The sequence below is a fragment of the Pseudarthrobacter sp. S9 genome (assembly GCF_050156545.1).
Lineage (GTDB): Bacteria > Actinomycetota > Actinomycetes > Actinomycetales > Micrococcaceae > Arthrobacter.
The window spans coordinates 826262-853081 of sequence record NZ_CP189576.1 but is presented as its reverse complement, the minus strand read 5'-3'; the positions used below and the strand labels follow the sequence as shown (position 1 = coordinate 853081).

Annotated in this window: 28 protein-coding genes and 1 riboswitch; of the genes, 20 read left to right on the top strand and 8 right to left on the bottom strand. The window is 67.1% G+C overall.

Annotation, left to right across the window (positions count from 1 at the left end; genetic code table 11):
• Positions 1 to 18 precede the first annotated feature (18 nt).
• Together ACQCSY_RS03995 and ACQCSY_RS03990 are read left to right on the top strand one after the other, a co-directional pair.
• Positions 19 to 1560: an amino acid permease gene (locus tag ACQCSY_RS03995; RefSeq protein WP_427133383.1), complete on the top strand. Its 1542-nt coding sequence runs from the start codon at positions 19 to 21 to the stop codon at positions 1558 to 1560.
• Positions 1557 to 3308: an FAD-dependent oxidoreductase gene (locus ACQCSY_RS03990; protein WP_427133381.1), complete on the top strand. Its 1752-nt coding sequence runs from the start codon at positions 1557 to 1559 to the stop codon at positions 3306 to 3308. Before ACQCSY_RS03995 ends, ACQCSY_RS03990 begins: the two co-directional genes overlap by 4 nt.
• Before the next feature lie 78 nt (positions 3309 to 3386).
• On the opposite strand, the gene ACQCSY_RS03985 is transcribed toward ACQCSY_RS03990, so the two are convergent.
• The 3 genes from ACQCSY_RS03985 to purU all read right to left on the bottom strand — a co-directional run bounded on the left by ACQCSY_RS03985 (position 3387) and on the right by purU (position 5328).
• Positions 3387 to 3908: a gamma carbonic anhydrase family protein gene (locus ACQCSY_RS03985; RefSeq protein WP_427133379.1), complete on the bottom strand. Its 522-nt coding sequence runs from the start codon at positions 3906 to 3908 to the stop codon at positions 3387 to 3389.
• A 110-nt stretch (positions 3909 to 4018) separates the two neighbouring features.
• The gene (locus ACQCSY_RS03980) at positions 4019 to 4429 is read right to left on the bottom strand and encodes a class I SAM-dependent methyltransferase (protein ID WP_427133378.1); all 411 of its coding nucleotides are present in this window, start codon (positions 4427 to 4429) and stop codon (positions 4019 to 4021) included.
• Positions 4430 to 4467: 38 nt separating this feature from the next.
• On the bottom strand, positions 4468 to 5328 hold the full coding sequence (gene purU, locus ACQCSY_RS03975; RefSeq protein WP_427133376.1) for a formyltetrahydrofolate deformylase: 861 nt from the start codon (positions 5326 to 5328) through the stop codon (positions 4468 to 4470).
• A gap of 42 nt (positions 5329 to 5370) precedes the next feature.
• Positions 5371 to 5456, top strand: a riboswitch (ZMP/ZTP riboswitch).
• A gap of 158 nt (positions 5457 to 5614) precedes the next feature.
• Here purU and glyA point away from each other — a divergent pair.
• The 13 genes from glyA (at position 5615) to ACQCSY_RS03910 (ending at position 17370) form a co-directional block, all read left to right on the top strand.
• Positions 5615 to 6913 carry a serine hydroxymethyltransferase gene (glyA, locus tag ACQCSY_RS03970; protein WP_427133374.1) on the top strand — a complete coding sequence of 433 codons (1299 nt, stop codon included), beginning with the start codon at positions 5615 to 5617 and terminating at the stop codon, positions 6911 to 6913.
• 4 nt (positions 6914 to 6917) lie between these two features.
• Complete coding sequence (locus ACQCSY_RS03965) at positions 6918 to 7820, top strand: bifunctional methylenetetrahydrofolate dehydrogenase/methenyltetrahydrofolate cyclohydrolase (protein ID WP_427133372.1); 903 nt, start codon at positions 6918 to 6920, stop codon at positions 7818 to 7820.
• A 116-nt stretch (positions 7821 to 7936) separates the two neighbouring features.
• Positions 7937 to 9109 (top strand): sensor histidine kinase, encoded by a 1173-nt coding sequence (locus tag ACQCSY_RS03960; protein ID WP_427133370.1) that lies wholly within the window; start codon positions 7937 to 7939, stop codon positions 9107 to 9109.
• The gene (locus tag ACQCSY_RS03955; RefSeq protein WP_427133369.1) at positions 9106 to 9771 is read left to right on the top strand and encodes a response regulator; all 666 of its coding nucleotides are present in this window, start codon (positions 9106 to 9108) and stop codon (positions 9769 to 9771) included. Before ACQCSY_RS03960 ends, ACQCSY_RS03955 begins: the two co-directional genes overlap by 4 nt.
• A 140-nt stretch (positions 9772 to 9911) precedes the next feature.
• Positions 9912 to 10175 (top strand): SHOCT domain-containing protein, encoded by a 264-nt coding sequence (locus ACQCSY_RS03950; protein ID WP_427133367.1) that lies wholly within the window; start codon positions 9912 to 9914, stop codon positions 10173 to 10175.
• A gap of 186 nt (positions 10176 to 10361) precedes the next feature.
• Positions 10362 to 11330, top strand: a complete 969-nt coding sequence (locus ACQCSY_RS03945) for an ABC transporter ATP-binding protein (protein ID WP_427135666.1) — start codon at positions 10362 to 10364, stop codon at positions 11328 to 11330.
• Entirely contained in the window at positions 11323 to 12195 is an 873-nt protein-coding gene (locus ACQCSY_RS03940; RefSeq protein ID WP_427133365.1) for an ABC transporter permease, read from the top strand. Before ACQCSY_RS03945 ends, ACQCSY_RS03940 begins: the two co-directional genes overlap by 8 nt.
• Positions 12192 to 13007 (top strand): ABC transporter permease, encoded by an 816-nt coding sequence (locus tag ACQCSY_RS03935; RefSeq protein ID WP_427133363.1) that lies wholly within the window; start codon positions 12192 to 12194, stop codon positions 13005 to 13007. The genes ACQCSY_RS03940 and ACQCSY_RS03935 overlap by 4 nt, the downstream gene beginning before the upstream one ends.
• Before the next feature lie 95 nt (positions 13008 to 13102).
• Entirely contained in the window at positions 13103 to 13666 is a 564-nt protein-coding gene (locus ACQCSY_RS03930) for a hypothetical protein (protein ID WP_427133362.1), read from the top strand.
• 10 nt (positions 13667 to 13676) lie between these two features.
• A complete protein-coding gene (locus ACQCSY_RS03925; RefSeq protein ID WP_427133360.1) occupies positions 13677 to 14510 on the top strand; it encodes an exodeoxyribonuclease III in 834 nt (277 codons plus the stop codon).
• Positions 14511 to 14530: 20 nt separating this feature from the next.
• A complete protein-coding gene (gene trpS, locus ACQCSY_RS03920; RefSeq protein WP_427133359.1) occupies positions 14531 to 15574 on the top strand; it encodes a tryptophan--tRNA ligase in 1044 nt (347 codons plus the stop codon).
• Between the two features lie 139 nt (positions 15575 to 15713).
• The gene (locus tag ACQCSY_RS03915; RefSeq protein ID WP_427133358.1) at positions 15714 to 16259 is read left to right on the top strand and encodes a 2'-5' RNA ligase family protein; all 546 of its coding nucleotides are present in this window, start codon (positions 15714 to 15716) and stop codon (positions 16257 to 16259) included.
• A gap of 106 nt (positions 16260 to 16365) precedes the next feature.
• Positions 16366 to 17370, top strand: a complete 1005-nt coding sequence (locus ACQCSY_RS03910) for a YihY/virulence factor BrkB family protein (protein WP_427135664.1) — start codon at positions 16366 to 16368, stop codon at positions 17368 to 17370.
• On the opposite strand, the gene ACQCSY_RS03905 is transcribed toward ACQCSY_RS03910, so the two are convergent.
• The 5 genes from ACQCSY_RS03905 to sdhC all read right to left on the bottom strand — a co-directional run bounded on the left by ACQCSY_RS03905 (position 17333) and on the right by sdhC (position 21806).
• Positions 17333 to 18097 (bottom strand): alpha/beta hydrolase family protein, encoded by a 765-nt coding sequence (locus ACQCSY_RS03905; protein ID WP_427133357.1) that lies wholly within the window; start codon positions 18095 to 18097, stop codon positions 17333 to 17335. The genes ACQCSY_RS03910 and ACQCSY_RS03905 overlap by 38 nt on opposite strands.
• 82 nt (positions 18098 to 18179) lie before the next feature.
• Entirely contained in the window at positions 18180 to 18962 is a 783-nt protein-coding gene (locus ACQCSY_RS03900; protein WP_427133355.1) for a succinate dehydrogenase iron-sulfur subunit, read from the bottom strand.
• Position 18963: 1 nt separating this feature from the next.
• Entirely contained in the window at positions 18964 to 20763 is a 1800-nt protein-coding gene (gene sdhA, locus ACQCSY_RS03895; protein WP_427133353.1) for a succinate dehydrogenase flavoprotein subunit, read from the bottom strand.
• Positions 20764 to 20927: 164 nt separating this feature from the next.
• The gene (locus tag ACQCSY_RS03890) at positions 20928 to 21422 is read right to left on the bottom strand and encodes a succinate dehydrogenase hydrophobic membrane anchor subunit (protein WP_427133352.1); all 495 of its coding nucleotides are present in this window, start codon (positions 21420 to 21422) and stop codon (positions 20928 to 20930) included.
• Positions 21423 to 21425: 3 nt separating this feature from the next.
• A complete protein-coding gene (gene sdhC, locus ACQCSY_RS03885; RefSeq protein WP_427133350.1) occupies positions 21426 to 21806 on the bottom strand; it encodes a succinate dehydrogenase, cytochrome b556 subunit in 381 nt (126 codons plus the stop codon).
• Between the two features lie 255 nt (positions 21807 to 22061).
• Between sdhC and ACQCSY_RS03880 the strand changes: the two genes are divergently transcribed.
• The 5 genes from ACQCSY_RS03880 to ACQCSY_RS03860 all read left to right on the top strand — a co-directional run bounded on the left by ACQCSY_RS03880 (position 22062) and on the right by ACQCSY_RS03860 (position 26697).
• Entirely contained in the window at positions 22062 to 23195 is a 1134-nt protein-coding gene (locus tag ACQCSY_RS03880) for a mannose-1-phosphate guanylyltransferase (protein WP_427133348.1), read from the top strand.
• Between the two features lie 121 nt (positions 23196 to 23316).
• Positions 23317 to 24516, top strand: a complete 1200-nt coding sequence (locus ACQCSY_RS03875) for an amidohydrolase (RefSeq protein ID WP_427133346.1) — start codon at positions 23317 to 23319, stop codon at positions 24514 to 24516.
• Between the two features lie 163 nt (positions 24517 to 24679).
• Positions 24680 to 25159: a MarR family winged helix-turn-helix transcriptional regulator gene (locus tag ACQCSY_RS03870; protein ID WP_427133344.1), complete on the top strand. Its 480-nt coding sequence runs from the start codon at positions 24680 to 24682 to the stop codon at positions 25157 to 25159.
• Between the two features lie 78 nt (positions 25160 to 25237).
• Positions 25238 to 25669, top strand: a complete 432-nt coding sequence (locus ACQCSY_RS03865; RefSeq protein ID WP_427133342.1) for an organic hydroperoxide resistance protein — start codon at positions 25238 to 25240, stop codon at positions 25667 to 25669.
• A complete protein-coding gene (locus tag ACQCSY_RS03860) occupies positions 25666 to 26697 on the top strand; it encodes an NADP-dependent oxidoreductase (RefSeq protein ID WP_427133341.1) in 1032 nt (343 codons plus the stop codon). The genes ACQCSY_RS03865 and ACQCSY_RS03860 overlap by 4 nt, the downstream gene beginning before the upstream one ends.
• Positions 26698 to 26820: the final 123 nt, after the last annotated feature.

Genomic DNA, 26820 nt, shown 5'->3' with positions numbered 1-26820 from the left:
GAAGAACGGACGTCAACGATGACTGCGCCAACTCTTATTGAGGAACGGCCGCCGGCCACCACGAGCCGTCCCGGCCTGACGGCTCAGCTGCTCCGCCGCAAGCCGATCGGCCAACTGGTCAGCGAGGCCGAAACCGGACACGGCGGGACGCGCCTGGTCCGCAGCTTCGGCGTGCTGCAGCTGACGATGATCAGCGTCGGCGCCACCCTCGGCACCGGCATCCTCGTCATCCTGGGCGAATCGGTGCCGCTCGCCGGCCCGGCCATCTGGATTTCCTTTGCCATCGCCGGACTCGCCGCCCTGCTCTCCGCCGTCTCCTACGCCGAGATGGCAGGCCTGGTGCCTGCCGCCGGTTCGAGCTACTCGTACACCTACGCCACCATGGGCGAGGGGATGGCCTGGATCTGCGGCTGGTGCCTGGTCCTGGAGTACGCCGTCTCCGTGGCCGCCGTCGCCGTCGGAGCGGGGCAGTACGTCAATGAAACCCTGGCGGTCTTCGGTCAGGTCCTGCCGGACGCCATCTCCCAGCCGCCCGGCGACGGCGGTGTGCTCAACGCACCCGCGATCGTCATTGTGGTCCTCGCCATGGTCCTGCTGGTCCGTGGCGCCAAGGAAAGCGCCTGGATCAACACCGTGATCGTCCTGATCAAGGTCGGCATCCTGTTGTTCTTCTGCGCCGTGGCCTTCACGGCCTTCAACGGCGGACACTTCGAGCCGCTGATGCCGATGGGCGCCGCCGGCGTCTCGGCCGCCGCATCCAGGGTCTTCTTCTCCTACATCGGTTTCGACGCCGCATCCACGGCCGGCGAGGAGGCCCGGAACCCGAAGCGCGACCTGCCGCGGGCGATCCTGCTCTCGATGCTGATCGTAACCAGCATCTATGTGCTGGTCGCCGTCGCAGCCATCGGTGCCCGGCCCTGGGGCTGGTTCGACGGCACCGAAGCGGCACTCGTGAAGATCCTCGAGGAAACCACGGGCCAGCCGTGGGTCGGGGTGCTGTTCGCCGTCGGCGCCGTCCTGGCCATCGCCAGCATCGTGCTGACGGTCCTCTACGGGCAGACCCGGATCCTGCTGTCGATGGCCCGGGACGGACTCGTCCCCAAAATCTTCGGCCGGGTCTCGCCCCGGACCGGCACCCCGGTTGCCGGGACCCTGATCGTCGGCACCGCCGTCGCACTGACCGCCGGCCTGGTGCCGCTCGGCGCACTGGCGGACGCCACCAGCATCGGCACCCTCTTCGCCTTCGCCCTGGTCAACGTGGCCGTCATCTACCTGCGGCGCACCCGACCGGAGCTCCAGCGGAGCTTCCGCGTCCCGCTCTTTCCGCTGACGCCGATCCTCGGCGCCCTCATGTGCGCCTACCTCATGGCCAACCTCGGCGCCGAGACGTGGGCGGTCTTCGGAAGCTGGATGCTCGTGGGCCTGGCAGCCTACTTCGGCTACGGCCGCAAGCACTCCAGGGTGGCCGCACTGAGCCACGAGGAATACCGTGAACTATCAAGCCGCAAACCATCCACCACAACACCCACCCCGGAACCGACGAAGGCAGACATCTCATGACCATCGCCACCGAACTGCCGGCCCCCGAACCGGCCCAGACCGGCTCAGATCCGGCGCAGACCCGGCCAGCAGGCGTCAGCCCTGCTGCCACATTGCAGGCCGAAGCGCCGATCACCATGCTGAATCCGGACTTCCCGTTCAGCTACGACCACTTCCTGGCCCATCCGGACGGACTGGGCTCCGTCCCGCCCGAACTGTACGGGACGGAGGTCGCCGTCGTCGGCGCAGGGCTGTCCGGGCTTGTCACCGCCTACGAGCTGATGAAGCTGGGCCTGCGCCCGGTCATCTACGAGGCCGACCAGATCGGCGGCCGCCTGAGGACCGCGAGCTTCCCCTCCGCGCCCGGCGTGGTGGCCGACCTCGGCGGGATGCGCTTCCCGGTCTCCGGCAAGGCTTTCTACCACTATGTGGAGCTGCTGGGGCTTGAGACCCAGGAATTCCCGAACCCGCTGGCGGCGGCGACCTCCAGCACGGTGATCGAGCTTGCGGGACAGAAGCACTACGCCACCACCGCGGCGGACCTCCCGCCGTTCTTCCTGGAGGTGGCGGACGCGTGGAAGGCGGCCGTCAACGACGGCGCCAAGTTCAGCCAGATGCAGGATGCCATCCGGGCCCGGGACACCGCCCGGATCAAGGAGCTCTGGAACGCGTTGCTTCCGGAGCTGGACGAACAGACGTTCTACGGTTTCATCGCCGGCAGCGACTCGTTCAAGGAAGCCGGCTTCGCCCACCGCGAGGCCTTCGGCCAGGTGGGCTTCGGCACGGGCGGCTGGGACACCGACTTCCCCAACTCCATCCTGGAAATCCTGCGCGTCGTCTACACCGACGCCGATGACCAGCACCGCCTCATTGCCGGCGGTGCGCAAAGGCTCCCCGAGGCACTGTGGCAGCACGCGCCGTCGGGCATGGCCCACTGGCCGGACGGGACATCCCTGGCGTCACTGAACGCCGGCGCCCCGCGCGGCGCCGTGGACCGGATCGCACGCGAGGGGAGCGGCGACTTCCGCATCCGGGAACGCTGGGGGCGCGAGTCGGCGTACCCGGCCGTCGTCACTACGTGCCAGTCATGGCTCCTGTCCACCCGCATCCACACGGACGAGACACTGTTTCCCGCGGAGCTGTGGACCGCGATCGAGCGCTCCCACTACATGCAGTCCTCCAAGACCTTCGTCATGGTGGACCGGCCGTTCTGGAAGGACATCGACCCCGCGACCGGCCGCGAGGTCCTGTCCATGACGCTGACGGACCGGCTCAACCGCGCCACGTACCTGCTGGACAACGGACCGGACAAGCCGGCGGTGATCCTGCTCTCCTACACTTGGAACGACGACGCGCTGAAGTGGCTGGCCCTCTCCGCCGAGGAGAGGGTCCAGCTGATGCTGCACTCGCTCGAGCAGATCTACCCGGACGTGGACATCGCCAGCCACATCGTAGGACAGCCGATCACCGTCTCCTGGGAAGCGGATCCCAACTTTATGGGGGCCTTCAAGGCGAACCTGCCCGGGCACTACCGCTACCAGCAGCGCCTCTTCACGCACTTCAAGCAGGACCGGCTGCCGGCGGAACAGCGCGGGATCTTCCTCGCGGGGGACGACGTCTCCTTCACCGCCGGCTGGGCCGAAGGTGCCGTCACAACGGGGCTGAACGCTGTCTGGGGCGTGGTCAACCACCTCGGCGGCTCATCGGCGTCCGGGAATCCGGGGCCGGGGGAGCTGCTCGAGGAAATAGGTCCGATCCCGCTGGACTGAGCCTCCCTGTTGCCCGGGGCTGGTGACTGCCTGCGGCGGTTGCCTGCGGTGATTGCCCGGCGGTGATTGCCCCGGCGGTCAGGAGCCGTGCATCTCCCGGTGTGCCTGCGCCAGCTCCTGGTAGTGCGCGGCGTTGTGCTGCACGCCCGCGAACTCCTCGTCGCTAAGTTCCCGCCGGACCTTGGCCGGAACCCCGGCGACGAGCGAGCGGGGCGGCACCACGGTCCCCTCCAGCACCACGGCACCGGCCGCCACGAGGGACCCGGCGCCGATCACCGCGCCGTTGAGGATGGTGGCGCTCATGCCGATTAGGCAGTCGTCCTCGACCGTGCAGCCGTGAACCACGGCGCTGTGGCCGACGCTGACCCGGGCGCCGACGGAGCAGGGGAATCCGGGGTCCGCATGCAGCACCACGTTGTCCTGCAGGTTGGTCCCGGCGCCCACCGTGATGGCGGCGGTGTCCGCGCGGACGGAGACGCCGTAGAAGGCGCTCGAGTTCTCGGCCAGCGTGGCCTTGCCGATCACCGACGCCGTCGGCGCGATGAAGACGGAGTCGTGGACGGCCGGGGTGTCACCGGCGAAAGCGTAAAGGGGAGCCATGCCCCAAGCCTAGGACACGCCCGCAGGTGTTGAGCTATCAGTTGTGGCCGTTCTGAGCGCTGAGAACGACCACAACTGATAGCTCAAGGGTGTTGGGGACGAGCCAGGGGTCACTCGGGGGAGCGCAGCACCGTGAAGCCCTCCCCGAAGCCCTCGCCAGGCTCCGGGAGCACGACGGCGATCGGGGCGCCGGGTTCGGCCACGCGCCCCAGCTCGCGGACGACGTCGTCCCACCGCTCCGGTGGCAGCCCCGCCAGTGCGTCCACCGCCCACACGGAGGGGAACGCGGAGTCCGCGAAGGGCAGTGCCGCGGCGTGCGCCACCGTCGCTTCCAGCCCCCGGGCACGCGCCGAATGGATGTGTTCCTCCGATGGATCCACGCCGGTGAAATGGATGCCGGACTGGACAAAGAGGAGCCCGTCCGTGCCGGGTCCGCAATCGAGGCCGAGCACCGAGCGCCGGCCCTCTGACTTGAGCAGGAAGACGAACCCGGCCAGCTGGTCCTCCCGCATAGCTGCCATGGTTCCAGTTAAGAACCCGCGGGGGCAAAAGACCAGCGTCAGTTGAAGACGACGGTCCGGTTGCCGTCCAGCAGCACGCGGTGTTCGGCATGCCACTGCACGGCCTGGGCGAGTGTACGCCCCTCCACGTCGCGGCCCATCTGCACGAACTGCTCGGCGGTGCGCCGGTGGTCCACCCGGATGACTTCCTGCTCGATGATCGGCCCCTCGTCCAGGGCCGCCGTGACGTAGTGCGCCGTGGCTCCGATGAGCTTCACGCCCCGGGCATGCGCCTGGTGGTAGGGCTTGGCACCCTTGAAGGACGGCAGGAAGGAGTGGTGGATGTTGATGGCCTTGCCCGTGAGCTCGGTGCACAGCTCGTTGGACAGGATCTGCATATAACGGGCCAGGACCGTGAGCTCGATGTCGTGCTCGGCCATGAGCGCGCGGAGGGCATCCTCGGCCTGGACCTTGGTGTCCGGTGTGACGGGGATGTGGTGGAACGCTATGCCGTAGAACTCCGCCAGGCCGGCCAGGTCCCGGTGGTTGGACACGATGGCCGGGATCTCGATCGGCAGGGTGCCGGAGCGCTGCAGGAACAGCAGGTCATTGAGGCAGTGCGCCGAGGTACTGGCCATCAGCAGGGTGCGGACGTTGCGGCCCGCCGGGTTCAGGCTCCATTGCATCCCGAAGGCCTGGGCCACGGGCTCAAGGGCGGCGTGCAGCTCGGCGAGGGAGGCCGCCGTCGTGGACTCGACCCGCATGAAGAAGGTGCCGGTGCTCTGGCTGCCGTACTGCTGTGAGTCCGTAATATTGCAGCCCGCCACGAGGAGGGCGCCGGCGACGGCATGCACGATTCCTGGCCGGTCCGGGCAGGAAAGAGTCAGGATGTAGGAGGCAGTCAGCTTCTCGTCAGTCACGATGAACAGCCTACCCGCGCCCGGGGCCCTGTTTTGGTAGTCTTAACGCGTCGCAACTGGCGTTGGATGGCTAACCATCAGGGAGCGGCACTCACGAAGACCACGGATCGTACGCCTGGGCCGAGGGTCATGTCTTACCGGTTGGCAGCATCGTTGCTGCTGACCCGTTGTTGTCGTCCCAGAGGCGTCAGGCGTTGCTGGACCTGCCTGTAACCAAGGGGCGGTGCAACGGGCGAGCCGGTAGCCTGACCTTTAGCAGAACCCGTTGCCTAGCCAGGAGTTCCTCGTGACTACTACCACCGCCACCTCAACCGCCGTGAGCAACCAGCCGCTGGCCGAGCTCGACCCGGAAATCGCCGCCGTACTGGCCCAGGAGCTTGGCCGCCAGCGCGGCACCCTGGAGATGATCGCCTCCGAGAACTTCGCCCCGCGCGCAGTGATGGAAGCCCAGGGCTCCGTCCTGACCAACAAATACGCCGAGGGCTACCCGGGCCGCCGCTACTACGGCGGCTGCGAATACGTGGACGTCGCCGAGCAGCTGGCGATCGACCGCGTCAAGGACCTTTTCGGCGCCGAGTACGCCAACGTCCAGCCGCACTCCGGCGCGCAGGCAAACGCCGCCGCCCTGGCCGCCATGATCACGCCCGGGGACAAGATCCTGGGCCTCTCGCTGGCCCACGGCGGACACCTGACCCACGGCATGAAGCTCAACTTCTCCGGCAAGCTCTACAAGGTTGCCGCCTACCAGGTCGAGGAAGACAACTTCCGGATCGACATGGACAAGCTGCGCGAGCAGGCCATCGCCGAGAAGCCGCAGGTGATCATCGCCGGCTGGTCCGCCTACCCCCGCCACCTCGACTTCGCCGCCTTCCGCTCGATCGCCGACGAGGTCGGCGCCCTGCTCTGGACCGACATGGCGCACTTCGCCGGCCTCGTCGCCGCAGGGCTGCACCCGAGCCCCGTGCCGTACTCCGACGTCGTCACCTCCACCGTGCACAAGACCCTCGCCGGCCCCCGGTCCGGCGTCATCCTGGCCAAGCAGGAGTGGGCCAAGAAGCTCAACTCCGCCGTCTTCCCGGGCCAGCAGGGCGGCCCGCTCATGCACGTGATCGCCGCCAAGGCCGTGGCCTTCAAGATCGCCGGCACCGAGGAATTCAAGGAGCGCCAGGAGCGCGTCCTGGAAGGCGCCAAGATCATCGCCGAGCGCCTCGGCGAGGCCGATGTGGCCGACGCCGGCGTCTCCGTCCTGACCGGCGGCACCGACGTGCACCTGGTCCTGGTTGACCTGCGCAATTCCCAGCTGGACGGCCAGCAGGCCGAGGACCTGCTCCACTCGGTGGGCATCACAGTCAACCGCAACGCCGTGCCGTTCGATCCCCGCCCGCCGATGGTCACCTCCGGCCTGCGCATCGGCACTCCGGCCCTGGCCACCCGCGGCTTCGGCGCCGAGGAGTTCACCGAGGTTGCCGACATCATCGCCACCGCCCTGAAGTCCGGCGCGGCCACGGATGTCGAGGCATTGCAGGCCCGAGTGGACAAGCTCGCCGCCGATTTCCCGCTGTACCCGCAGCACGAGCAGTGGTGACCGGATGAAGACTGAGACCGCAAGTACGGCACAGGTCCTGGACGGCAAGGCCACCGCCGCCACCATCAAGGCTGAACTCACCGAGCGCGTCGCCGCCCTCAAAGCCAAGGGCATCATACCCGGCCTGGGCACCATCCTGGTCGGCTCCGATCCGGGCAGCACCTGGTACGTGGGCGGCAAACACAAGGACTGCGCCGAGGTGGGCATCACCTCCATCCGGCGCGACCTGCCCGAGGACGCCAGCCAGGCGGAACTGCTGGCCGTGGTCCGGGAGCTCAACGAGAACCCGGAATGCACCGGCTACATCGTCCAGCTGCCGCTGCCCAAGCACATCGACCAGGACGTCATCCTGGAGGCCATGGATCCCGAGAAGGACGCCGACGGCCTGCACCCGATGAACCTGGGCCGGCTCGTGGCCAACGTCGGCGGACCCATGAAGTCCCCGCTGCCCTGCACGCCGAAGGGCTGTGTGGAGCTGCTGAGCCGGCACGGGATCAAGCTCAGCGGCAAGCGGGTCCTCGTCGTGGGCCGCGGCGTCACCATCGGCCGGCCGGTGGGTCTCCTGCTGACCCGCAAGGACGTCAACGCCACGGTCATCCTGGCCCACACCGGCACGGTGGACCTGCCCGCGGAACTGCGTCAGGCCGACGTCGTGATCGCCGCCGCGGGCCAGCCGCACATGATCAAGGCGGGAGACCTCAAGCCCGGGGCAATCGTGCTCGACGTCGGTGTCAGCCGTGTCGATGACGGCAACGGCAAGGCTGTGGTCACCGGAGACGTGGACCCCGCTGCGGCGGGTGTCGCCGCGTGGCTGTCCCCGAACCCAGGCGGCGTGGGCCCGATGACCCGCGCCATGCTGCTGGCCAACGTGGTGGAAACCGCGGAACGCCAGGCCGGGATCGCCTAAGAGGCCCCGGTACCGGAGGTCCCGGCACGGAAGGTAGGGCGCTTACTCCCGCGGGAGTAGGCGCCCTACCTCGTTAGGCAGACGACGCCGGGCGGCTCCGCAGCTAGGCTCGGAGTATGCAGCGCCGATTCCCGGGTCCGCCCCCCAGCTTTGTGGTGCTTGCGGTGGCCGTGGTCCAGGTGGTCGGCACGGTTTTCGCCGCGGCACGGCAGCCTGATCACCGGCCGCTGGACGTGCTGGCGTTCGTGCTGCTGCTGGCCGGGCCGGCGGCGCTGTCCCTCCGGCGGCGGGCACCGGCAGCCATGCTTCCCATGGCCGCCGCGGCGACCATCATCTACCTGGCCTCCGGATATCCGTGGGGACCGGTGCTGCTCTCACCGGCCGTGGCCATCGTGTTCTCGGCGGCCGCGGGCAGGCGGTGGCAGACGTGGACGGTCGTGGGTGCCTGCGCCGCGGCCCTGGTTGCGTTCTTCCTGGCCAGCGGCGATGAAGGTGCCCTGATCCGTGCCGTGGCGGGAACGTCCTGGCTGGTGATCCTGGTGCTGCTGGGGGAAGGAGCCCGGCTGCGCGGCGAACGCGTGGCGGAGAGGCACCGCCAGCAGGAATCCCGGGAGCAGGCCGCCCGGGACGAATACCGGGTGGCGCTCGCCCGTGACATCCATGACGTCGTGGCCCATTCGCTCTCCATGATCAACGTCCGCGCCTCGGTGGCGCTGCATCTGGGGGACCGGGATCCGGAGCAGTTCCGCCCTGCCCTGGAAGCCATCAAGACGGCCAGCAAGGAATCCCTGGACGAGGTCCGCCAGCTCCTGGGCGTGCTGCGTGACGATGCCCCGCTCCGCCCAGCCACGGCGCCCGGGTTCCGGAAACTGCCTGAACTCGCGGACAACGCGCGCCGCGGCGGGCTCGACGTGCGGCTGGACCAAAGGATCGGCCGGCCGATCCCCGGAGCGGTGCAGGAGACGGCCTACCGGATCGTGCAGGAGGCGCTGACCAACGTGGTGAGGCACTCAGGAGGCAGCCGGGCCGACGTCGTGCTTGAGGCTCCCTCCGCCGGGCCGGATGCCGGACGGCTCACCGTAACGGTCGACGACGACGGCCGCGGCGCAGCCGGCGCCCCCGCCGGGAACGGTGTGACCGGCATGCGGGAACGGGCGGCCGCGCTGGACGGCACCGTGGAGTTCCTGCCCTTGGACCCGGGCTGGCGGGTGCGGGCGGCCCTTCCGCTGCCTGAGGTGCCGGGTCCGGGGGCGCCGCGTCCCGGCGTGCCAGGGGAGGAACCGCGATGATCCGCATCCTGATCGCCGATGACCAGACGCTCATCCGCGCCGGGTTCCGGGCCCTCCTGGGCGCCGAGCCGGACATGGAAGTGGTGGCTGAATGCGGCACCGGCGAGGACGCAGTGAGGCTCGCGGCGCGGGACAAACCAGACGTTGTCCTGATGGACATCCGCATGCCGCACGGAGACGGGCTGGAGGCGACCCGCCGGATCCTCGCCGATCCAGGGCTTCCCGGAACGCGGGTCATCATCCTGACCACGTTCGAACTGGACGAGTACATCGCCGAAGCCGTCCGCGCCGGTGCCGCCGGATTCCTCGTCAAGGACACCGAGCCGGAGGAACTGCTTCGCGCCGTGCGCGTGGTGCACGACGGCGACGCCCTCCTGTCGCCGTCGGTGACGCGGCGCATCATGGCCCAGCTGGCGGTGCAGTCCCGGGCGGCCAGCCCGCCCAAGGCGGTGGACCAGATCACCGGGCGTGAACGGGAAGTGCTGCAGCTCGTGGGCGAGGGACTGAACAATGCCGAAATCGCGGAGCGGCTCTTCATCACCCCGCTGACGGCGAAGACCCACGTGTCGCGGATCATGGCCAAGTTGCTGGTCCGGGACCGGGCCCAGCTGGTGGTCCTCGCCTACGAATCGGGCCTGGTCCGCCCGGGCTGGACAGGCTAGCGGCGCAGCGGCCGGTCTCCCGCCGGAGTACGGGGCAGGGTTGAAGTGACTCCCCTCGGCGGACGCGCGGGGAGCGCCGGCGGAGAAGACTCTATTGCAGAGCCGGAAAACGGCTTGAACCGAGAGTTTGGACGACTGACATGCTTACTTCAATGATCGCCGCAGCAACCTACGCGCCCTGGCACGACGGCGGGTTCTCGCCGTGGTTCCTGCTGTTCCCGCTGTTCTGGATCCTGGTCATCGGCCTGTTGATCTTCATCGGCCGGCGCACCTGGCGGAGCAACCGCCGCTGGGCCGCCACGCAGGGCGGCGAAGGCGTGCTGCGCGAACGCTATGCCCGCGGGGAAATCGATGAGAAGGAGTACCGGGAGAGGCTGCAGGTCCTGCGCGGCGACGGAAAGTAATCGCGCACCGGAGCCTGGTCACGCGGAGATCCCGGCGGATTTCCGCGGCCCGGCTTCCTGGACTTTGTCACTTTCCCGCCCCGCGCCGGCCCCTCACCTGGACCTCGGAAATCGAATGGATTTTTTGAGACCTGACTCTTTCTTTGTTCGAACGTGCGTACTAACGTTGGGTGGGTGCCTGAACTTGTGTCCAACGAAGAACAGTCCAGAGAGCAGACCCGAACCGGTTCGCCGCAGTACGTCATCACCGCCAAGAACCTGACCAAGCGCTACGGCGACATCACCGCCGTCGACGGCATTTCCTTCAGCGTTCCGGCCGGCGAGGCGTTCGGGCTGCTGGGTCCCAACGGTGCCGGCAAGTCCACCACCATGAAAATGATCGGCGGGGTTTCGCAGCGCACCTCCGGCAGCCTGACCATAATGGGACTGGATCCGGAGGACCACGGGCCGGAAGTCCGCGCCCACCTGGGCGTGGTGCCGCAACAGGACAACCTCGATGAAGAACTCAGAGTCCGGGACAACCTGCTGGTCTACGGACGCTACTTCGGCCTGCCGATGAGCTACCTGCGGCCCAAGGCCGACGAGCTGCTGGAGTTCGCCCAGCTCACGGACAAGGCCAAGTCCAAGGTCGACGCGCTCTCCGGCGGCATGAAGCGCCGCCTCACGATCGCGCGCTCCCTCATCAACGAACCCCGCATCCTGCTGCTGGACGAGCCGACCACCGGGCTTGACCCGCAGGCCCGGCACATCCTCTGGGACCGGCTGTTCCGGCTCAAGGAACAGGGCGTCACCCTCATCCTCACGACGCACTACATGGACGAGGCCGAGCAGCTGTGCGACCGCCTGATCGTGGTGGACAAGGGCAGGATCATGGCCGAGGGTTCCCCCGCCAGCCTGATCCGCGAATACTCGACCCGCGAGGTCCTCGAGCTGCGGTTCGGCTCGGAACGCAACGCGACCGTCGGCGCCGAGCTCGAAGGCATCGGCGAACGCGTGGAAACCCTGCCGGACCGGGTGCTCATCTACGCCCACGACGGCGAAGCCGCCCTGGAGCAGGTCTCCGCCCGAGGGCTGCGGCCGCTGACGTCGCTGGTGCGCCGGTCCTCGCTGGAGGACGTCTTCCTGCGCCTGACCGGCAGGAGCCTCGTTGACTGAGCGCGCAGCACTTACTGGAGCGGCGGGGAGCACGACGGCGGCGCCCCTGCGCGCCCACTCGCCGGCCGTCTCGGCGGCCCGCGCGCGCCGGTGGGGGGCCCTCTACTATGCCGAGCAGGTCCTCCGGGTCATGAAGGGCTACGGCTGGACCATCATCATGTACGGCGTCGGGCAGCCGGTCGCCTACCTCTTCGCAATGGGCGTGGGCCTCGCCACGCTGGTCCAGGCCAACGGCGCAGGGGTCTTCGGCGGTGTCAGCTACCTGACCTTCATCGCGCCGGCCCTGCTGATTTCGGCCGCGGTCATGACGGCGGCCAACGAGTTCACGTTTCCGGTGATGGACGGCTTCAAATGGCGGCGGGTCTATTACGGGCCCCACGCCTCGCCGCTGACTCCGGCGCAGATCGCCGGCGGCCAGATCATCGCCGTCACGGTCCGCTTCCTGCTGCAGTCAGCCCTCTACTTCGCCGTCGTGGCCCTGTTCGGGGCGTCCCCCAGCGGCTGGGGCTGGGTTTCGATCCTGGTGGCGACCCTGGCCGGGCTGTCCTTTGGTCTGCCACTGATGGCCTATGCGGCGTCCATCAAGGACGACAAGGGCCAGTTCGCCATGGTCATGCGGTTCATCGTCACGCCGTTGTTCCTGTTCTCCGGCACCTTTTTTCCACTGGACACGCTGCCCCTGGGCGTGCGCTGGATCGGCTGGATTTCGCCGATCTGGCACGGGACCGAGCTGGGCCGGGTGTTTAGCTACGGCTACCGGGAGACCCCGCTGCTCACCATCGTCCACCTCGCCTTCCTGCTGGGCCTGACGGTTATTGGCTGGGTCCTGACCAAGCGCCAGTTCTCGAAGAGGATGGGCGCATGAGCAGCGTCACGGAAGCCGCCCGCAACCGCCACTTCGGCCCCATCTACTCGCGCAATGTCCGCGCCGTCGTCGCCCGCGGGCTGATGGCCACCAAGAGCAGCAACTGGATGGTGATGCTCTCGGGCTTCTTCGAGCCCGTGCTGTACCTGATCTCCATGGGCGTGGGCATGGGTGCGATCGTCGGCTCGGTGCATGGTCCCGGCGGGCAGGAGATTTCCTACGCCGCCTACATTGCGCCGGCGCTGCTGGCTGTCTCCGCCATGAACGGTGCCGTCTACGATTCCACCTGGAACGTCTTCTTCAAGATGAACTTCGCCAAGCTCTACCAGGGGATGCTCTACACCTCGCTGGGGCCGCTGGACGTCGCCATGGGGGAGATCTTCCTGGCCCTGCTGCGCGGGCTCTTGTACGCCACCGGCTTCACGGCCGTGATGGGGGTGATGGGGCTGATCACGACGCCGTGGGCCGTCCTGATGATTCCGGCCTCGGTCCTGATCGCGTTCGGCTTCGCGAGCTTCGGCATGGGGATCACCAGCTTCATGAAGACGTTCCAGCAGATGGACTGGATCAATTTTGTAATGCTGCCGATGTTCCTCTTCAGCGCCACGTTTTACCCGCTCAGCGTGTATCCGCAGTACATCCAGTGGCTGATCCAGGCAATGCCGCTGTGGCACGGGGTGGAGCTGCTGCGCCAGATCAGCGTGGGCGTGTTCACCCCGGCCACCGCCCTCCACATCGGCTACTACGTCGTCATGATCGCCCTCGGGGTCCTGCTCACCACGGGTCGCCTTCGCCGGCTGTTCCTGAAGTAGCCGTTCCCGCCCGCCACGGAGGGGGTGACAGGGTGTGCGTTCGCCCGGGGTGGAAGCGGCCACCGCGCGGCTCCCGCGTTTGAGACAATGGACCCATGCGATCTCTGGGTAACCCTAACTCCACGTCCAACCCGGCCAAGGCCCGGTTTTCCATGTTGCGCATCAGCGGACCCGGGATGACGGTGTTCATCATCGCGTTCGTCGTCGCGGTCATCTTCGCGGCCAACCAGAACGACGTCGTGGGCTGGGTTGTGGCGATCATCGCCGCCTTCTGGCTCGCCTTGGCATCGTTCGTGGTCTTCAGCATCCAGAGGGCCGCCAGGAAGGCCGGGGCCAAGCTGGCCGAGGCACAGAACGCGTTCAACGCCGCGACCGGCAGGGCGCCGTCGTCGGGCAGCGTTGACCATGGCAACACGCGCGTCGTCAGCGACCGCCGCGAAGCCGACGGCGTCCGCGACATGAAGCTCGACCACTCCTTCAAGATCGTCCAGGTGCAGGTCCACGTCGTGGAGCAGGAGCGCGCCAAGGGCGACGCCTCGGACCAGGAGACGATCCGCCGGGCGCTGGAGACCATCGAGATCACCGCCACCAACGCGCGGGACATGATCAAGTCCTCCGGCGGAACCGACGAACCCGTCAGCGGAACCATCATCGACTAGAGTGGATCGGGTGAGCTCGGCATTGAAGAAGGACCACCTTCGCATCGCATCAGTCAACGTCAACGGCCTTCGCGCCGCCTACAAGAAGGGCATGGCGGAATGGTTGGAGCCGCGCGAGGTGGACGTCCTGTGCCTTCAGGAGGTCCGCGCGCCTGACGAGATCGTCCATGAGCTGCTCGGCGAGGGCTGGTTCATTTTTCACGCCGAGGCCGAAGCCAAGGGCCGCGCCGGCGTCGCCATTGCCTCCCGCGCCGAACCCCTCGCCACCCGCGTCGGGATCGGCGAGGACTACTTCGCCACTACCGGCCGCTGGGTCGAAGCCGACTACGCCGTGCAGGACGGCGACGGCGAGGACTCCCAGCTGACCGTGGTCAGTGCCTACGTGCACTCCGGCGAGGCCGGCACCCCGAGGCAGGACGACAAGTACCGGTTCCTGGACGTCATGATCAACCGCCTGCCCGAATTGGCGCGGCACAGCAACCATGCCCTGGTGGTGGGCGACTTAAACGTCGGCCACACGGAGCTGGATATCAAGAACTGGAAGGGCAACGTCAAACGTGCGGGCTTCCTTCCGGAGGAACGCGCCTACTTCGACCGCTTCTTCGGCGAGGAAATCGGCTGGAAGGACGTTCACCGGGGCCTGGCGGGTAACGTCAACGGCCCCTACACCTGGTGGTCGCAACGGGGCAAGGCCTTCGACACCGACACCGGCTGGCGCATCGATTACCACATGGCCACGCCCGCTCTCGCTGCCGCCGCCCTGTCAGCCGTTGTTGACCGGGCCCCGTCCTGGGACACACGCTTCTCCGACCACGCCCCGCTGGTAGTGGACTACCGGCTCTAAGCCCCAAAGGTTTTCTCAACATGACTAGCTCAACCATTCCTGCCAGCAAGAAGCGCATCCTCTCAGGGGCCAAGCCCACCGGCGATTCCCTGCACCTGGGCAACTACATCGGTGCTGTCCGCAATTGGGTGGACATGCAGTCCGAATACGACGCCGTATTCTTCATCCCGGATCTGCACGCGATCACCGTGGACTTCGAGCCGTCCGAGCTTGCCAAACGAACCCGGGTGGTGGCTGCGCAGTACATCGCCGCCGGCATTGACCCGGACAAGAGCATTTTCTTCGTGCAGTCGCACGTGCCCGAGCACGCGCAGCTCGCCTGGGCACTGAACTGCATCACCGGCTTCGGCGAAGCGTCCCGCATGACGCAGTTCAAGGACAAGACGCAGAAGTCCGGTGCCGATGCGGCAACGCTCGGGCTTTTTGCCTACCCCACGCTGATGGCGGCGGATATCCTGCTGTACCAGACTGACCTGGTTCCCGTCGGCGAGGACCAGCGGCAGCACCTGGAACTGACCCGCAATCTGGCGCAGCGGTTCAATACCCGCTTCGGTGAGACCTTCACGGTGCCGGAGGCGACCATCCTCAAGGCCACCGCCAAGATCTACGACCTCCAGAGTCCGACGGCCAAGATGTCCAAGACCGGCGGGTCGCCCAACGGTTCCATCCAGCTGCTGGAGGACCCTAGGATCGCCGCGAAACGGATCAAATCCGCCGTGACGGACACCGGTACGGAGGTGCGGTTTGATGCCGAGGCCAAGCCCGGAGTCTCGAATCTGCTGACGATTTATTCCACGCTGACGGGTAAGTCCGTGACCGACCTTGAAACCGAATACCAGGGCAAGATGTACGGCCACCTCAAGGCGGATCTGGCAGAGGTGATGGTGGACTTCATCACGCCGCTCCGGGACCGCACCCACGAGCTCATGGCCGATCCGGCCGAGCTGGACCGGCTGTTGGCACAGGGCGCCGAGCGCGCCCGTGAGATCGCCTCCGTCACGCTCGGCAAGGTGTACGAGCGCATGGGCTTCCTTCCGTCGCTGAGTTTGGCCGGAGTCCGCTAGACCGATGTCTTCCGTCAGTAAAGTCACCGCGAATGACACCTCGCGTGCCAGCAGCGCCCGCCCGGGGAGCGTTTATCCGGACGGGGTTCAAGCGACGGACAGTGTTCCCGAGTCAAACGGGCAGACACGCAGCGAAGGCATGAGCATCGGTGTGATTCTGGGGTTCCCGGCGGATATCGCCGAGGACCTCCAGCGCTGGCGGGCCTCCTTCGGGGACCCCATGGCGGGCGTCATCCCCGCGCACATCACGCTGGTCACGACCACCATGACCCAGGACTGGGAGGCGACGCGCAGCCACGTGCGCGAGATTGCGCGCAAACAGGATCCGTTCACCGTGACCATCGCGGGCACCGGATCATTCCGGCCCGTCTCGCCGGTAGTCTTCCTCAACGTCGAAGACGGCTTCGGTGACTGCGTCAGCCTGCACCAGCAGCTCCAGACCGGACCGCTGGAACGTGAGCTGCCCTTCGCGTACCACCCGCATGTCACTATCGCCCATGACGTGGCGCCGGAAAGCCTCGACGAGGCCGAAACGGTGCTGAAGGATTACCGGGCCACGTTCCCGGTGGCTAGCATGGGACTTTACGAGCACGACGACAACGGCATATGGCAGCTACGGGAAGAGCTTGACTTTGGTACCGAACGCGACGACAGAAGCCGGGACGGCGCAGCAGGCGCCCGCTGAGCCGCCCCTTCCCACTGAGCTGGCCCGGCTGAAACTGGAAGTCATCCGGAAGAAAGTCGACTGGGGCAAGGCCCGCCGCTCCGGCGGCGGGGGACTGGCGCCGCTGATGGCCATGGTCCAGTGGCTCCTGGCCCGGCTCAATGCCTTCTTACCCGTGCGGGCCTTCCGGCACTACAGCCTCCAGCACGGCCCGCTCATGAGCGCCGGCATCGGTTTCAACATGTTCTTCTCCATTACCGGCCTGCTGGCCACCGGCTTCTCCGTCGCCGGGCTGCTGCTGCGCGGTCAGCCGGCACTGCTGGACCGGGTGGTCAGCAGTGTCGCCGCAAGTGCCCCCGGCCTGTTGAAGGTCGGCGGCCGCGAAGGCCTTGTGGATCCGCAGGACCTGCTGAATCCCAGCGGCCTGGGCTGGACGGCCGTGATCGCCGCGGTGGTGACTGTGGTGACGTCGCTGGGCTGGATCGCGGGCCTGCGGGAAGGGCTGCGGGGTGTGATGCAGCTCAGCCCCCTGAAGATGAACCCGGTTCTGCTGAAACTGCGCGACGCCGGGACCCTGCTGCTGCTCGGCGTGACCTTGGTGATCAGCGCCGGCGTGTCACTGGTGTTCGGCACCGCCGCGGGCTGGGTGGCTGAGCTGCTCCATCTTGACCCGCTGGTGGCCGGGCCGCTGACCACCTCCATCAAGATCGCAGTGCCGCTCCTGCTCGGCTGGGTCACGGCCCTGATCATGTTCCGGCTCGCCGGAGGCCTGAAGCTGGCCCGGCGTGCGCTGCTGGAGGGCACCATCCTCGCCGCGGCGGGTACCGGTGTGTTGCAGATCTTCAGCGCCGAACTCCTGGCCAGCGCCGGCCGGAACCCCATCCTGGCGCCCTTTGCCATCATCATCGGCCTGCTCATCTGGTTCAACCTGATCAGCCAGGTGTACCTGGTGTCCGCCGCCTGGTCCGCGATCCGCGAAGAGGATCTGAGAACCGGGCCCGTTGCCGGCACGAAGGGGTGGGGCGCCCGCCACGTGCAGCCGGGCAGGACGCCGGTGGAGCCCCTGGAGCGCAAACGCTCCGCTGCGGCAGCGTTCAGGCGTCGAGGTACTGATCGGCCCACGCCGAAATAATCTTCGCCGCGCGGGCTGCCTGGCCCTTGCCGGTCAGCAGGTGATCGCTGCCTTCCAGGGAGACGAAGCTGCGCGGATGCCGTGCCGTCTGGAAGATCGTGCTCGCGTTCTCAATCCCCACGGTGTTGTCCGTGGGGGAGTGGAGCACCATAAGCGGCTTGTGGAGCCGCTTGATGCAGTCCGTGAGGTCGGCGTGTTCAAGGTCCTCGACGAAGTGCCGGCGGATCTCCACCCGCTTGCCGCCAAGGTCCACCTCCGCGCTTCCTTCGCTGAGGATCCGGTCCAGGGCGGCATCGAACACGTGGGCCACATGCTTGGGCGAGAATGGCGCACCCACCGTGGCTACGGCGTCGAGCTCGGGAATCTCCCGCGCGGCTGCCAGGACAGCGGCCCCGCCGAAGGAGTGACCGACCAGCAGGGAGACCGGGCGGCCGGATTCCCGCATGAATTCGGCGGCCCTCACGGTGTCCGCCACCTTGTGGCTGAAGGAGCCCTCCGACCACAGCCCGGCGGACTCGCCGAGACCCAGATTGTCGAAGCGGAGCATACCCACCCCGTTGTCCGCCAGCGCCTTACACATGCGCGACGCCGAAGGGCTGTCCTTGCCCAGCGTGAAGCCGTGCGAGAAAACACCCCAGCCCTTCACCGGGCCTTCCGGGATGTCGACGGTGCCGGACAGCAGCTCGCCGGTGGAGCCCTTGAATGATACTTTTTCGGAGCGGGACACCGTGTCCCCTTTCGTCTGGTGGTGAACGGACGACGGCGCCACCCACCGGAAGGTGAGTGACGCCGTCGTCCGCAGGAGGTTATTAGATCTTGCGGGACAGAATGGCCTGCTTGACCTCCGCGATTGCCTGCGTGACCTGGATGCCGCGGGGGCATGCTTCGGTGCAGTTGAAGGTGGTGCGGCAGCGCCACACGCCTTCCTTGTCGTTGAGGATCTCCAGGCGCATGTCGCCGGCGTCATCGCGGGAATCGAAGATGAAGCGGTGCGCGTTGACGATCGCGGCCGGGCCGAAGTACTGCCCGTCGGTCCAGAACACCGGGCAGGACGAGGTGCACGCGGCGCAGAGGATGCACTTGGTGGTGTCGTCGAACCGTTCGCGGTCCTCGGCGGACTGCAGGCGTTCCTTGGTGGGCTCGTGGCCGCGGTTGATCAGGAACGGCATGACTTCGCGGAAGGACTGGAAGAACGGCTCCATGTCCACGATCAGGTCCTTCTCCACCGGCAGGCCCTTGATGGGCTCGACCGTGATGGGCTTGGACGTGTCCAGGTCCTTCAGGAGGGTCTTGCAGGCGAGGCGGTTGCGGCCGTTGATGCGCATGGCATCGGAGCCGCAGACGCCGTGGGCGCAGGACCGGCGGAAGGAGACGCTGCCGTCGATTTCCCACTTGATCTTGTGCAGGGCGTCGAGGACACGGTCGGTGCCGTACATGGTGACCTTGAAGTCGTCCCAGGTGGACTCGTCGGAGACCTCCGGGTTGTAGCGGCGGACCCGCAGGGTCACGTCGAAGGACGGAATGTCCCCGCCGCCGCCGACGTGCGCGGGCAGTTCGATCTTGGAGGCTGGCTCAGCAAGTTCAGCGGTCATCTTAGTACTTCCTCACCATCGGCTCGTAGCGCGTAAAGACCACCGGTTTGGTGCCCAGCCGGATGCCGGCAATGCTCTCGGCGGAACCGTCCGCCGGGGCATGCTCATCCTTGTACGCCATGGAGTGCTTCATGAATTTTTCGTCGTCGCGCTCGGGGAAGTCCTCGCGGAAGTGTCCGCCGCGGGATTCCTCGCGGTGCAGGGCCGCCACGGTCATGACCTTGGCGAGCTCCAGCAGGAAGCCCAGTTCCACGGCCTCGAGCAGGTCAAGGTTGAAGCGCTTGCCCTTGTCCTGGACGCTGATGCGCTGGTACCGCTCCTCGAAGGAGGCGATGTCCGTGAGGACCTGGTTCAGCGTGTCGGCGGTGCGGAACACCTGCATGTTGGCATCCATGGTGTCCTGCAGTTCCTTGCGGATCGCAGCGACCTTTTCGGTGCCGTCGGAGGTGCGGACGTGGTCCAGCAGCTGCAGGGTGTAGCCCTCCGGGTCGGCGGGGAGCTCCACGTAGTCGGCGGTCTTGGCGTATTCCGCGGCGGCAATGCCGGCGCGCTTGCCGAAGACGTTGATGTCCAGCAGGGAGTTGGTGCCGAGGCGGTTGGAGCCGTGCACGGAAACGCAGGCAACCTCGCCGGCGGCGTAGAGGCCCGGGATGACGGTGTCGTTGTCCTGGAGCACCTCGGCGCTGATGTTCGTGGGGATGCCGCCCATGGCGTAGTGCGCCGTCGGGAAGACCGGAACCGGCTCCGTGTACGGCTCGACGCCCAGGTAGGTGCGGGCGAACTCGGTGATGTCCGGCAGCTTCGCGTCGATGTGCGCGGGCTCAAGGTGGGTCAGGTCAAGGAGCACGTAGTCCTTGTTCGGGCCGCAGCCGCGTCCCTCACGGACTTCGTTGGCCATGGAGCGGGCCACGATGTCGCGGGGGGCGAGGTCCTTGATGGTGGGGGCGTAGCGCTCCATGAAGCGCTCACCCTCGGAGTTGCGGAGGATGGCGCCTTCGCCGCGGGCTGCCTCTGAGAGGAGGATGCCCAGGCCGGCGAGGCCTGTCGGGTGGAACTGGAAGAACTCCATGTCCTCCAGGGGGATGCCGCGGCGGAACGCGATTCCCATGCCGTCACCGGTGAGGGTGTGGGCGTTGGATGTGGTCTTGAAGACCTTACCGGCGCCGCCGGAGGCGAACACCACGGACTTGGCCTGGAAGACGTGCAGTTCGCCGGAGGCGAGGTCGTAGGAGACGACGCCGGCAACGCGCTTCTGCTTGTACGGGGTGCCGTCCTCGCGGACAGCGTCTTCCTCGACGGTCAGCAGGTCAAGGACGTAGTACTCGTTGTAGAACTCAACGTTGTGCTTGACGCAGTTTTGGTACAGCGTCTGCAGGATCATGTGGCCGGTGCGGTCGGCGGCGTAGCAGGCACGGCGGACCGGAGCCTTGCCGTGGTCGCGGGTGTGGCCACCGAAACGGCGCTGGTCAATGCGGCCCTCGGGCGTGCGGTTGAATGGCAGGCCCATCTTTTCCAGGTCCAGGACGGCGTCGATCGCTTCCTTCGCCATGACCTCGGCGGCGTCCTGGTCGACCAGGTAGTCGCCGCCCTTGATGGTGTCGAAGGTGTGCCACTCCCAGTTGTCTTCCTCGACGTTCGCCAGTGCCGCACACATGCCGCCCTGCGCCGCGCCGGTGTGGGACCGGGTGGGGTAGAGCTTGGTCAGTACTGCTGTTCGGGCGCGCTGACCTGATTCGATCGCCGCGCGCATCCCGGCGCCACCGGCACCGACGATGACGACGTCGTACTTATGGACCTGCATACCAGACGCTCTTTCTCTCAAAATTCGCTATAAAACACCGGCCGGCGGAGCCCGCTCAGTGAAGTCTCGTGCAATCTCTTACGTGCGCTGGGCAGGCAAGGATCAGTTGCCGTGACGGACGGTGAGTTCATGCCCAGGGGGCAAGGTCCGCGACGGTTGCGCCGCTAAGGCGTTGGGCAGAAGCCGCCGGGAAGCTGGACACCGTTGACCACGGGGCACGGGTCGAACGTGAAGATGACCAGGGTGCCCAGGATGATGATGACGGTGGTGGCCGCGTAGAGGACGATCTTCAGCCAGAGGCGCGTGGAGTCCCTCTCGGCGTAGTCGTTGATGATGGTGCGGACGCCGTTGGTGCCGTGCAGCATGGCGAGCCACAGCATGGCCAGGTCCCAGACCTGCCAGAACGGGTCGGCCCACTTGCCGGCCACGAAGCCGAAGTCGATGGCGTGGATGCCTTCGCCCACCAGCAGGTTGACGGTCAGGTGTCCGAAGATCAGGACCACCAGCACGACGCCGGAAAGCCGCATGAACAGCCACGCCAGCATCTCGAAGTTGCCCTTGGAGGAACCGTTGCGGCGGTACTTCGGCTGGATCTTTCCGCTGCTGCTTTTTCCGCTGCCGTTCCCGCTACGTGGGGGCTGGATCTCAGTTGCAGTCATGGCTTAGTGACCTCCGAAGGCGAGGGAAAGGTGGCGGATGGAGAAGCCCACCATGACGACGACCCAGAGGCCCAGGACCGTCCAGAGCATCTGGCGCTGGTACTTGGCGCCCTTCTTCCAGAAGTCGACGGCGATGATCCGCAGGCCGTTGAAGGCGTGGAACACGATCGCTGCGACGAGGCCCGTTTCACCCAGGGCCATCAGGGGGTTCTTGTAGGCACCGATCACGGCGGTGTAGGCCTCGGGGGACACACGCACCAATGAGGTGTCCAGCACATGGACCAACAAGAAGAAAAAGATCACTACACCGGTAATGCGGTGTCCAACCCAGGACCACATGCCTTCACGGCCGCGGTACAAGGTGCCAGCTGGTTTTGTCGGCACTGAATAAACCTCCCTGCAACACAGCGGCGCTGGCATGGGATCCACGCGGGGGGAACGCCTGCTGCGAGAACACTCGTAAGCTCAAGCCTAAATCTAGGCTTCGCTCACAGCTTATTCAATTCAGGAACTCGTCGGTGACGGCCTCCGGCGCGGTTTTCCGCCCGTTTTGAGACGAACGCCACATTCGGGGGGATGCAGAGCAACCCGAGGTGCCATTCACGGGCGATTTGGCCGGGTTCGGCTAAAGTAGCCCTGATGACTACAGACAAAGTGACAAGCCAGGATTCACCGCTGGACCGTTTCATAGCAGTGATTCCGGCAGGCGGAGTGGGGACCCGCCTCTGGCCCCTGTCGCGGGCCGCAGCCCCGAAGTTCCTCCACGACCTCACGGGTTCGGGCAGCACGCTGCTGCGCGCAACCTATGACCGCCTCCAGCCCCTCGCAGGCAAGCACGTGCTTGTGGTTACGGGCTCGGCCCACCGCGCAGCGGTCTGCCGCCAGCTGCCCGAGGTCCAGGATGCCGACCTCGTGTTGGAGAGCGAACCGAAGGACTCCGGCGCGGCGATCGGCCTCGCCGCGGCCATCCTGCACGAGCGGGACCCGGACACCATCATGGGTTCCTTCGCCGCGGACCAGGTCATCAGCCCGGACGAACTCTTCCAGGATGCCGTCCGCGAGGCAATCCACACCGCGGCCGCGGGGAAGATCGTCACCATCGGCATCAAGCCCACCCACCCGTCGACCGGATTCGGCTACATCCGCTCGGGCGCCACCCTCAACATCCCCGACGCCCCCAGTGCGCAGTCGGTCGTGGAGTTCGTGGAGAAGCCCAGCGAGGAAGTCGCCCAGCAGTACGTGGACAGCGGCGAGTACGTGTGGAATGCCGGCATGTTCGTGGCACCCGTCTCGCTCATGCTCAAGCACCTCGAAGCCAACCAGCCGGAGCTCTTCGCCGGGCTGCAGGAAATCGCCAAGGCCTGGGACACCCCGCAGCGGGACGAAGTCACAGCCCGTGTCTGGCCCACGCTGCCCAAGATCGCCATTGACTACGCCGTTGCCGAGCCCGCCGCCGCGGCGGGAGACGTCGCCGTCGTGCCCGGCACGTTCCGCTGGGACGACGTCGGGGACTTCGCCTCCGTGGGCCGGCTCAACAGCGCCAAGGAGGTCGACGACGTCACGGTCCTCGGCGAAGGCGCCCGGGTGTTCACCGAGAACGCCAGCGGTGTGGTGGTGTCGGACACCAAGCGCGTGATCGCGCTGATCGGCATCAAGGACGTCGTGATCGTGGACACCCCCGATGCCCTGCTGGTCACCACCAAGGAACATTCCCAGCGGGTCAAGCAGGCTGTCGACGCCCTCAAGGCCAAGGGCGACACCGACGTCCTGTAGGCGTTCATCCCGCCCGGGGCCGGTATCAGTCCAGTGGCTCAGGCCAGTGCCTGTTGTTCAGTAATCCGTAACGCGCCGTACCCGATGCCGCTATTTTTTGTGCGCTCGCTAGAGTTATTCTGTGCGCAACTACACTACTGAAGCTGAGCCCACCACTCTGGTGGGGCCGTGGCTGGAGCCCCTCCTGCCGGAGCTGATCGCTTTCCGCCGTGACCTCCATGCGCACCCCGAGCTGTCCTTCAAAGAGTTCCGCACGACCGACAGGCTCGCGAAGCGGCTGGAGGCTGCCGGCCTCAAGCCCCGCCGCCTCGAAGGCACCGGGCTGACGGTGGATATCGGTGAAGGCCCGATCGCCACGGCCCTCCGCGGCGACATCGACGCCCTTCCCATCATCGAGGAGACCGGCCTCGAGTTCGCCTCGAAAAACCACGGCGTCACCCACGCCTGCGGACACGACGTCCACACCACCACGATGCTGGGCATCGCCCTGATCCTGCAGCGCATGCACGAGGAGTCTCCGCTGCGGGGCTCGGTCCGGATCATTTTCCAGCCCGCGGAGGAAACCATGCCGGGAGGCGCGCACGCGTGCATCGAGCAGGGCGTCCTGGAAGGCGTCCCGCGCATCCTGGCCCTGCACTGCGACCCGCGGATCGACGTCGGCAAGATCGGCACCCGGATCGGGGCCATCACTTCCGCCTCGGACACCATCAAGATCGAACTCTCCGGACGCGGCGGCCACACCTCGCGCCCGCACCTGACCGAAGAACTCGTCTTCGCCCTGGCCCAGATCGCGGTGAACGTTCCCGCGGTGCTCTCCCGCCGGGTCGATGTGCGAAGCGGCGTCTCAGTGGTGTGGGGCCAGATCTCGGCAGGCTCCGCCCCGAACGCCATTCCGGGCAGCGGCTACATGGCCGGCACCATGCGGTGCCTGGACCGCGACGCCTGGCACAGCGCCGGCGAGCTCCTCGACGACGTCGTCCGGCAGATCGCGGAGCCCTACGGCGTCGACGTCCACCTGGAACACACCCGCGGCGTGCCGCCTGTGGTGAACTCCGAACACGAGACCGCGCTGATCGAGGCCGCGGCCCGGGCCGAAATCGGCGAGAGCTCCGTCGTCCTGACCCCCCAGTCCATGGGCGGGGAGGACTTTGCCTGGTTCCTCGCGGACACGCCCGGGGCCATGATGCGCCTCGGCACCAAGACGCCCGGCGGGGAAGAGTACGACCTCCACCGCGGCGACTACATCCTGGACGAGCGGGCCCTCGGTCTTGGCATCCAGGTCCTCACGGCGGCGGCCCTGCGCACCCTCCGCGACCTCTAAGCCGCCAGCCGGTGCTTCCGCCGCGCAGGGCCTTCCAGGAAGCAGCGTGAGCTGTCACTTAACGCTGTCAAACCGCACGGTTGACGACATTAACTGCAAGTTCACTCCATGTTGTACGCGCATATGAGTTGTGCACAATTGAATTGTGCGCTACGGTTAGTGCATGCCTAACGCAGCACGGCCCAACACTCCCGGCCCTGAGGCGCTCCGCCTCAACGCCCCCCGCCTCAACCGGCAGCTCTGCTTTGCGATGTACTCGGCGTCGCGTGCTGCCACCGCGGCGTACCGGCCGATGCTCGAGGACCTCGGACTGACCTACCCGCAGTACCTCGTGATGCTGGTGCTGTGGGAGGAGGAGCCCCGCAGTGTCCGCGAACTGGGGGAAGAACTGGGACTCGATTCGGGAACGCTCTCACCCCTCCTGAAGCGGCTCGAATCCCTGGGCCACGTGGAACGCCGCCGGTCCACCGAGGACGAGCGCCGGGTTGAGGTCTTCCTGACCGACGCCGGAGCCGCGCTGAGCACCAAAGCCACCGGCATCCCGCAGCGGCTCGCAGATGCCGCCGGCCTCTCGGCCGCGGAACTCGACCAGCTCCGCGAGACGCTGGGCCGGCTCACGACCGCCCTCCAGTCCTCCCGCTAGACCTTTTCCACACGCAGCCTTTTTCACGTGCAGCTTTTTTCACGTGCAGCTTTTTTCACTTAACTGATCGGAATCCACATGAAGACTCTCTACACGGCCGAAGCACTGGCCTCGGGCGAAGGCCGCGACGGCAGCGCCCGCACCAAGGACGGCAAGCTCAACGTCACCCTGGCCAGCCCCGTCGAACTCGGCGGCGACGGCGCCGGGACCAACCCCGAGCAGCTGTTCGCCGCCGGCTACGCCGCTTGCTTCCACTCCGCACTGCGCCTCGTGGGACGCAAGGAGCGCGCGGACCTGACGGATTCCGCCGTCGCCGCCAAGATCCACTTCGGCGCCCTCGAGGACGGCGCCGGCTACGGCCTGGCCGCCGAGCTCGAGATCGCCCTGCCCGCCGTGGACCGGCAGACCGCCGAGGCCCTCGTGGCCAAGGCCCACCGGATCTGCCCGTACTCCAACGCCACCCGTGGCAACATCACCGTCGACATCAAGATCCTGGAGGTCGCCGCATGAGCGCCAACACCGACACCTTCACCCTCCCCGCCACCACGCGCGAAATCCAGCTCGCGTCACGGCCGCACGGCCGCCCCGTTCCGGAGAACTTCCGCCTCGCCGAGTCCCGGCTACCCGAGCTCCAGGACGGCCAAGTACTGGTCCGCAACCTCTACATCTCGGTGGACCCCTACATGCGCGGCCGCATGAATGACGTCAAGTCCTACTCCGCACCGTTTGCGCTGGATGCGGCGCTCGACGGCGGTGCCGTCGGCGAGGTCATCGCGTCCCGGGCCGAAGGGCGCGCGGTGGGAGACGCCGTCGTCCATCAGCTCGGCTGGCGCGAGTATGCCGTGGTGGACGCCGCCGCCACCACCCCGGCCCGCACGGATCTGGCCCCCGCCTCGGCTTTCCTGGGCGCCCTGGGCATGACCGGCCTCACGGCCTATGCGGGCCTGCTGAAGGTTGCCGAGTTCAAGCCCGGCGACGCCGTCTTCGTCTCCGGAGCCGCAGGCGCCGTGGGCTCACTGGTGGGGCAGATCGCCAAGGCCAAGGGGGCCTCCCGGGTGATCGGCAGCGCCGGAACGCCGGAGAAGGTCGCCCGGCTGCTGGAGCTCGGCTTCGACGCCGCGTTCAACTACCACGACGGACCGGTGCGCGAGCTGCTCGAGGAGGCTGCGGGGGATAAGGGCATCGACGTCTACTTCGACAACGTCGGCGGCGAGCACCTGGAGGCAGCCCTCTCGGTGCTGAACGTGGGAGGCCGGGTGGCCCTGTGCGGCGCGATTGCACAGTACAACTCCACCGAGGCGACCCCGGGTCCGCGAAACCTCATGCAGGCGATCGGCAAGCAGCTGACGCTGCGCGGCTTCCTGGTCAGCGGGCAGCGTCAGCATGCGGCGGAATTCGCCGGTCAGATGGCGGCGTGGCTGGCCGACGGCACCGTCCGCTACGACGAGACCGTGGTGGACGGGCTGGAAAATGCTCCGCAGGCCTTCATGGACCTGCTCGACGGGGCGAACACCGGGAAGATGCTCGTCCGTATCTGAGCCTCCGCCCTGAGCGTCCGCATCCGGACAGGCACCCAGCAGGCACGCAGCACGCACGCAGTGGCCGCCGCACGGGGGAACGGCGGCAACTACCGCTTGGTAACAAGTTCTAAACAATCTGGG

Bases quoted from the DNA above. Each gene is read 5' to 3' on its own strand.
- ACQCSY_RS03995 (WP_427133383.1), top strand. From the start codon at position 19: ATGACTGCGCCAACTCTTATTGAGGAACGGCCGCCGGCCACCACGAGC.
- ACQCSY_RS03990 (WP_427133381.1), top strand. From the start codon at position 1,557: ATGACCATCGCCACCGAACTGCCGGCCCCCGAACCGGCCCAGACCGGC.
- ACQCSY_RS03985 (WP_427133379.1), bottom strand. From the start codon at position 3,908: ATGGCTCCCCTTTACGCTTTCGCCGGTGACACCCCGGCCGTCCACGAC.
- ACQCSY_RS03980 (WP_427133378.1), bottom strand. From the start codon at position 4,429: ATGGCAGCTATGCGGGAGGACCAGCTGGCCGGGTTCGTCTTCCTGCTC.
- ACQCSY_RS03965 (WP_427133372.1), top strand. From the start codon at position 6,918: ATGAAGACTGAGACCGCAAGTACGGCACAGGTCCTGGACGGCAAGGCC.
- ACQCSY_RS03960 (WP_427133370.1), top strand. From the start codon at position 7,937: ATGCAGCGCCGATTCCCGGGTCCGCCCCCCAGCTTTGTGGTGCTTGCG.
- ACQCSY_RS03955 (WP_427133369.1), top strand. From the start codon at position 9,106: ATGATCCGCATCCTGATCGCCGATGACCAGACGCTCATCCGCGCCGGG.
- ACQCSY_RS03950 (WP_427133367.1), top strand. From the start codon at position 9,912: ATGCTTACTTCAATGATCGCCGCAGCAACCTACGCGCCCTGGCACGAC.
- ACQCSY_RS03935 (WP_427133363.1), top strand. From the start codon at position 12,192: ATGAGCAGCGTCACGGAAGCCGCCCGCAACCGCCACTTCGGCCCCATC.
- ACQCSY_RS03930 (WP_427133362.1), top strand. From the start codon at position 13,103: ATGCGATCTCTGGGTAACCCTAACTCCACGTCCAACCCGGCCAAGGCC.
- trpS (WP_427133359.1), top strand. From the start codon at position 14,531: ATGACTAGCTCAACCATTCCTGCCAGCAAGAAGCGCATCCTCTCAGGG.
- ACQCSY_RS03915 (WP_427133358.1), top strand. From the start codon at position 15,714: ATGAGCATCGGTGTGATTCTGGGGTTCCCGGCGGATATCGCCGAGGAC.
- ACQCSY_RS03910 (WP_427135664.1), top strand. From the start codon at position 16,366: ATGGCCATGGTCCAGTGGCTCCTGGCCCGGCTCAATGCCTTCTTACCC.
- ACQCSY_RS03900 (WP_427133355.1), bottom strand. From the start codon at position 18,962: ATGACCGCTGAACTTGCTGAGCCAGCCTCCAAGATCGAACTGCCCGCG.
- sdhA (WP_427133353.1), bottom strand. From the start codon at position 20,763: ATGCAGGTCCATAAGTACGACGTCGTCATCGTCGGTGCCGGTGGCGCC.
- ACQCSY_RS03890 (WP_427133352.1), bottom strand. From the start codon at position 21,422: ATGACTGCAACTGAGATCCAGCCCCCACGTAGCGGGAACGGCAGCGGA.
- ACQCSY_RS03880 (WP_427133348.1), top strand. From the start codon at position 22,062: ATGACTACAGACAAAGTGACAAGCCAGGATTCACCGCTGGACCGTTTC.
- ACQCSY_RS03870 (WP_427133344.1), top strand. From the start codon at position 24,680: ATGCCTAACGCAGCACGGCCCAACACTCCCGGCCCTGAGGCGCTCCGC.
- ACQCSY_RS03865 (WP_427133342.1), top strand. From the start codon at position 25,238: ATGAAGACTCTCTACACGGCCGAAGCACTGGCCTCGGGCGAAGGCCGC.
- ACQCSY_RS03860 (WP_427133341.1), top strand. From the start codon at position 25,666: ATGAGCGCCAACACCGACACCTTCACCCTCCCCGCCACCACGCGCGAA.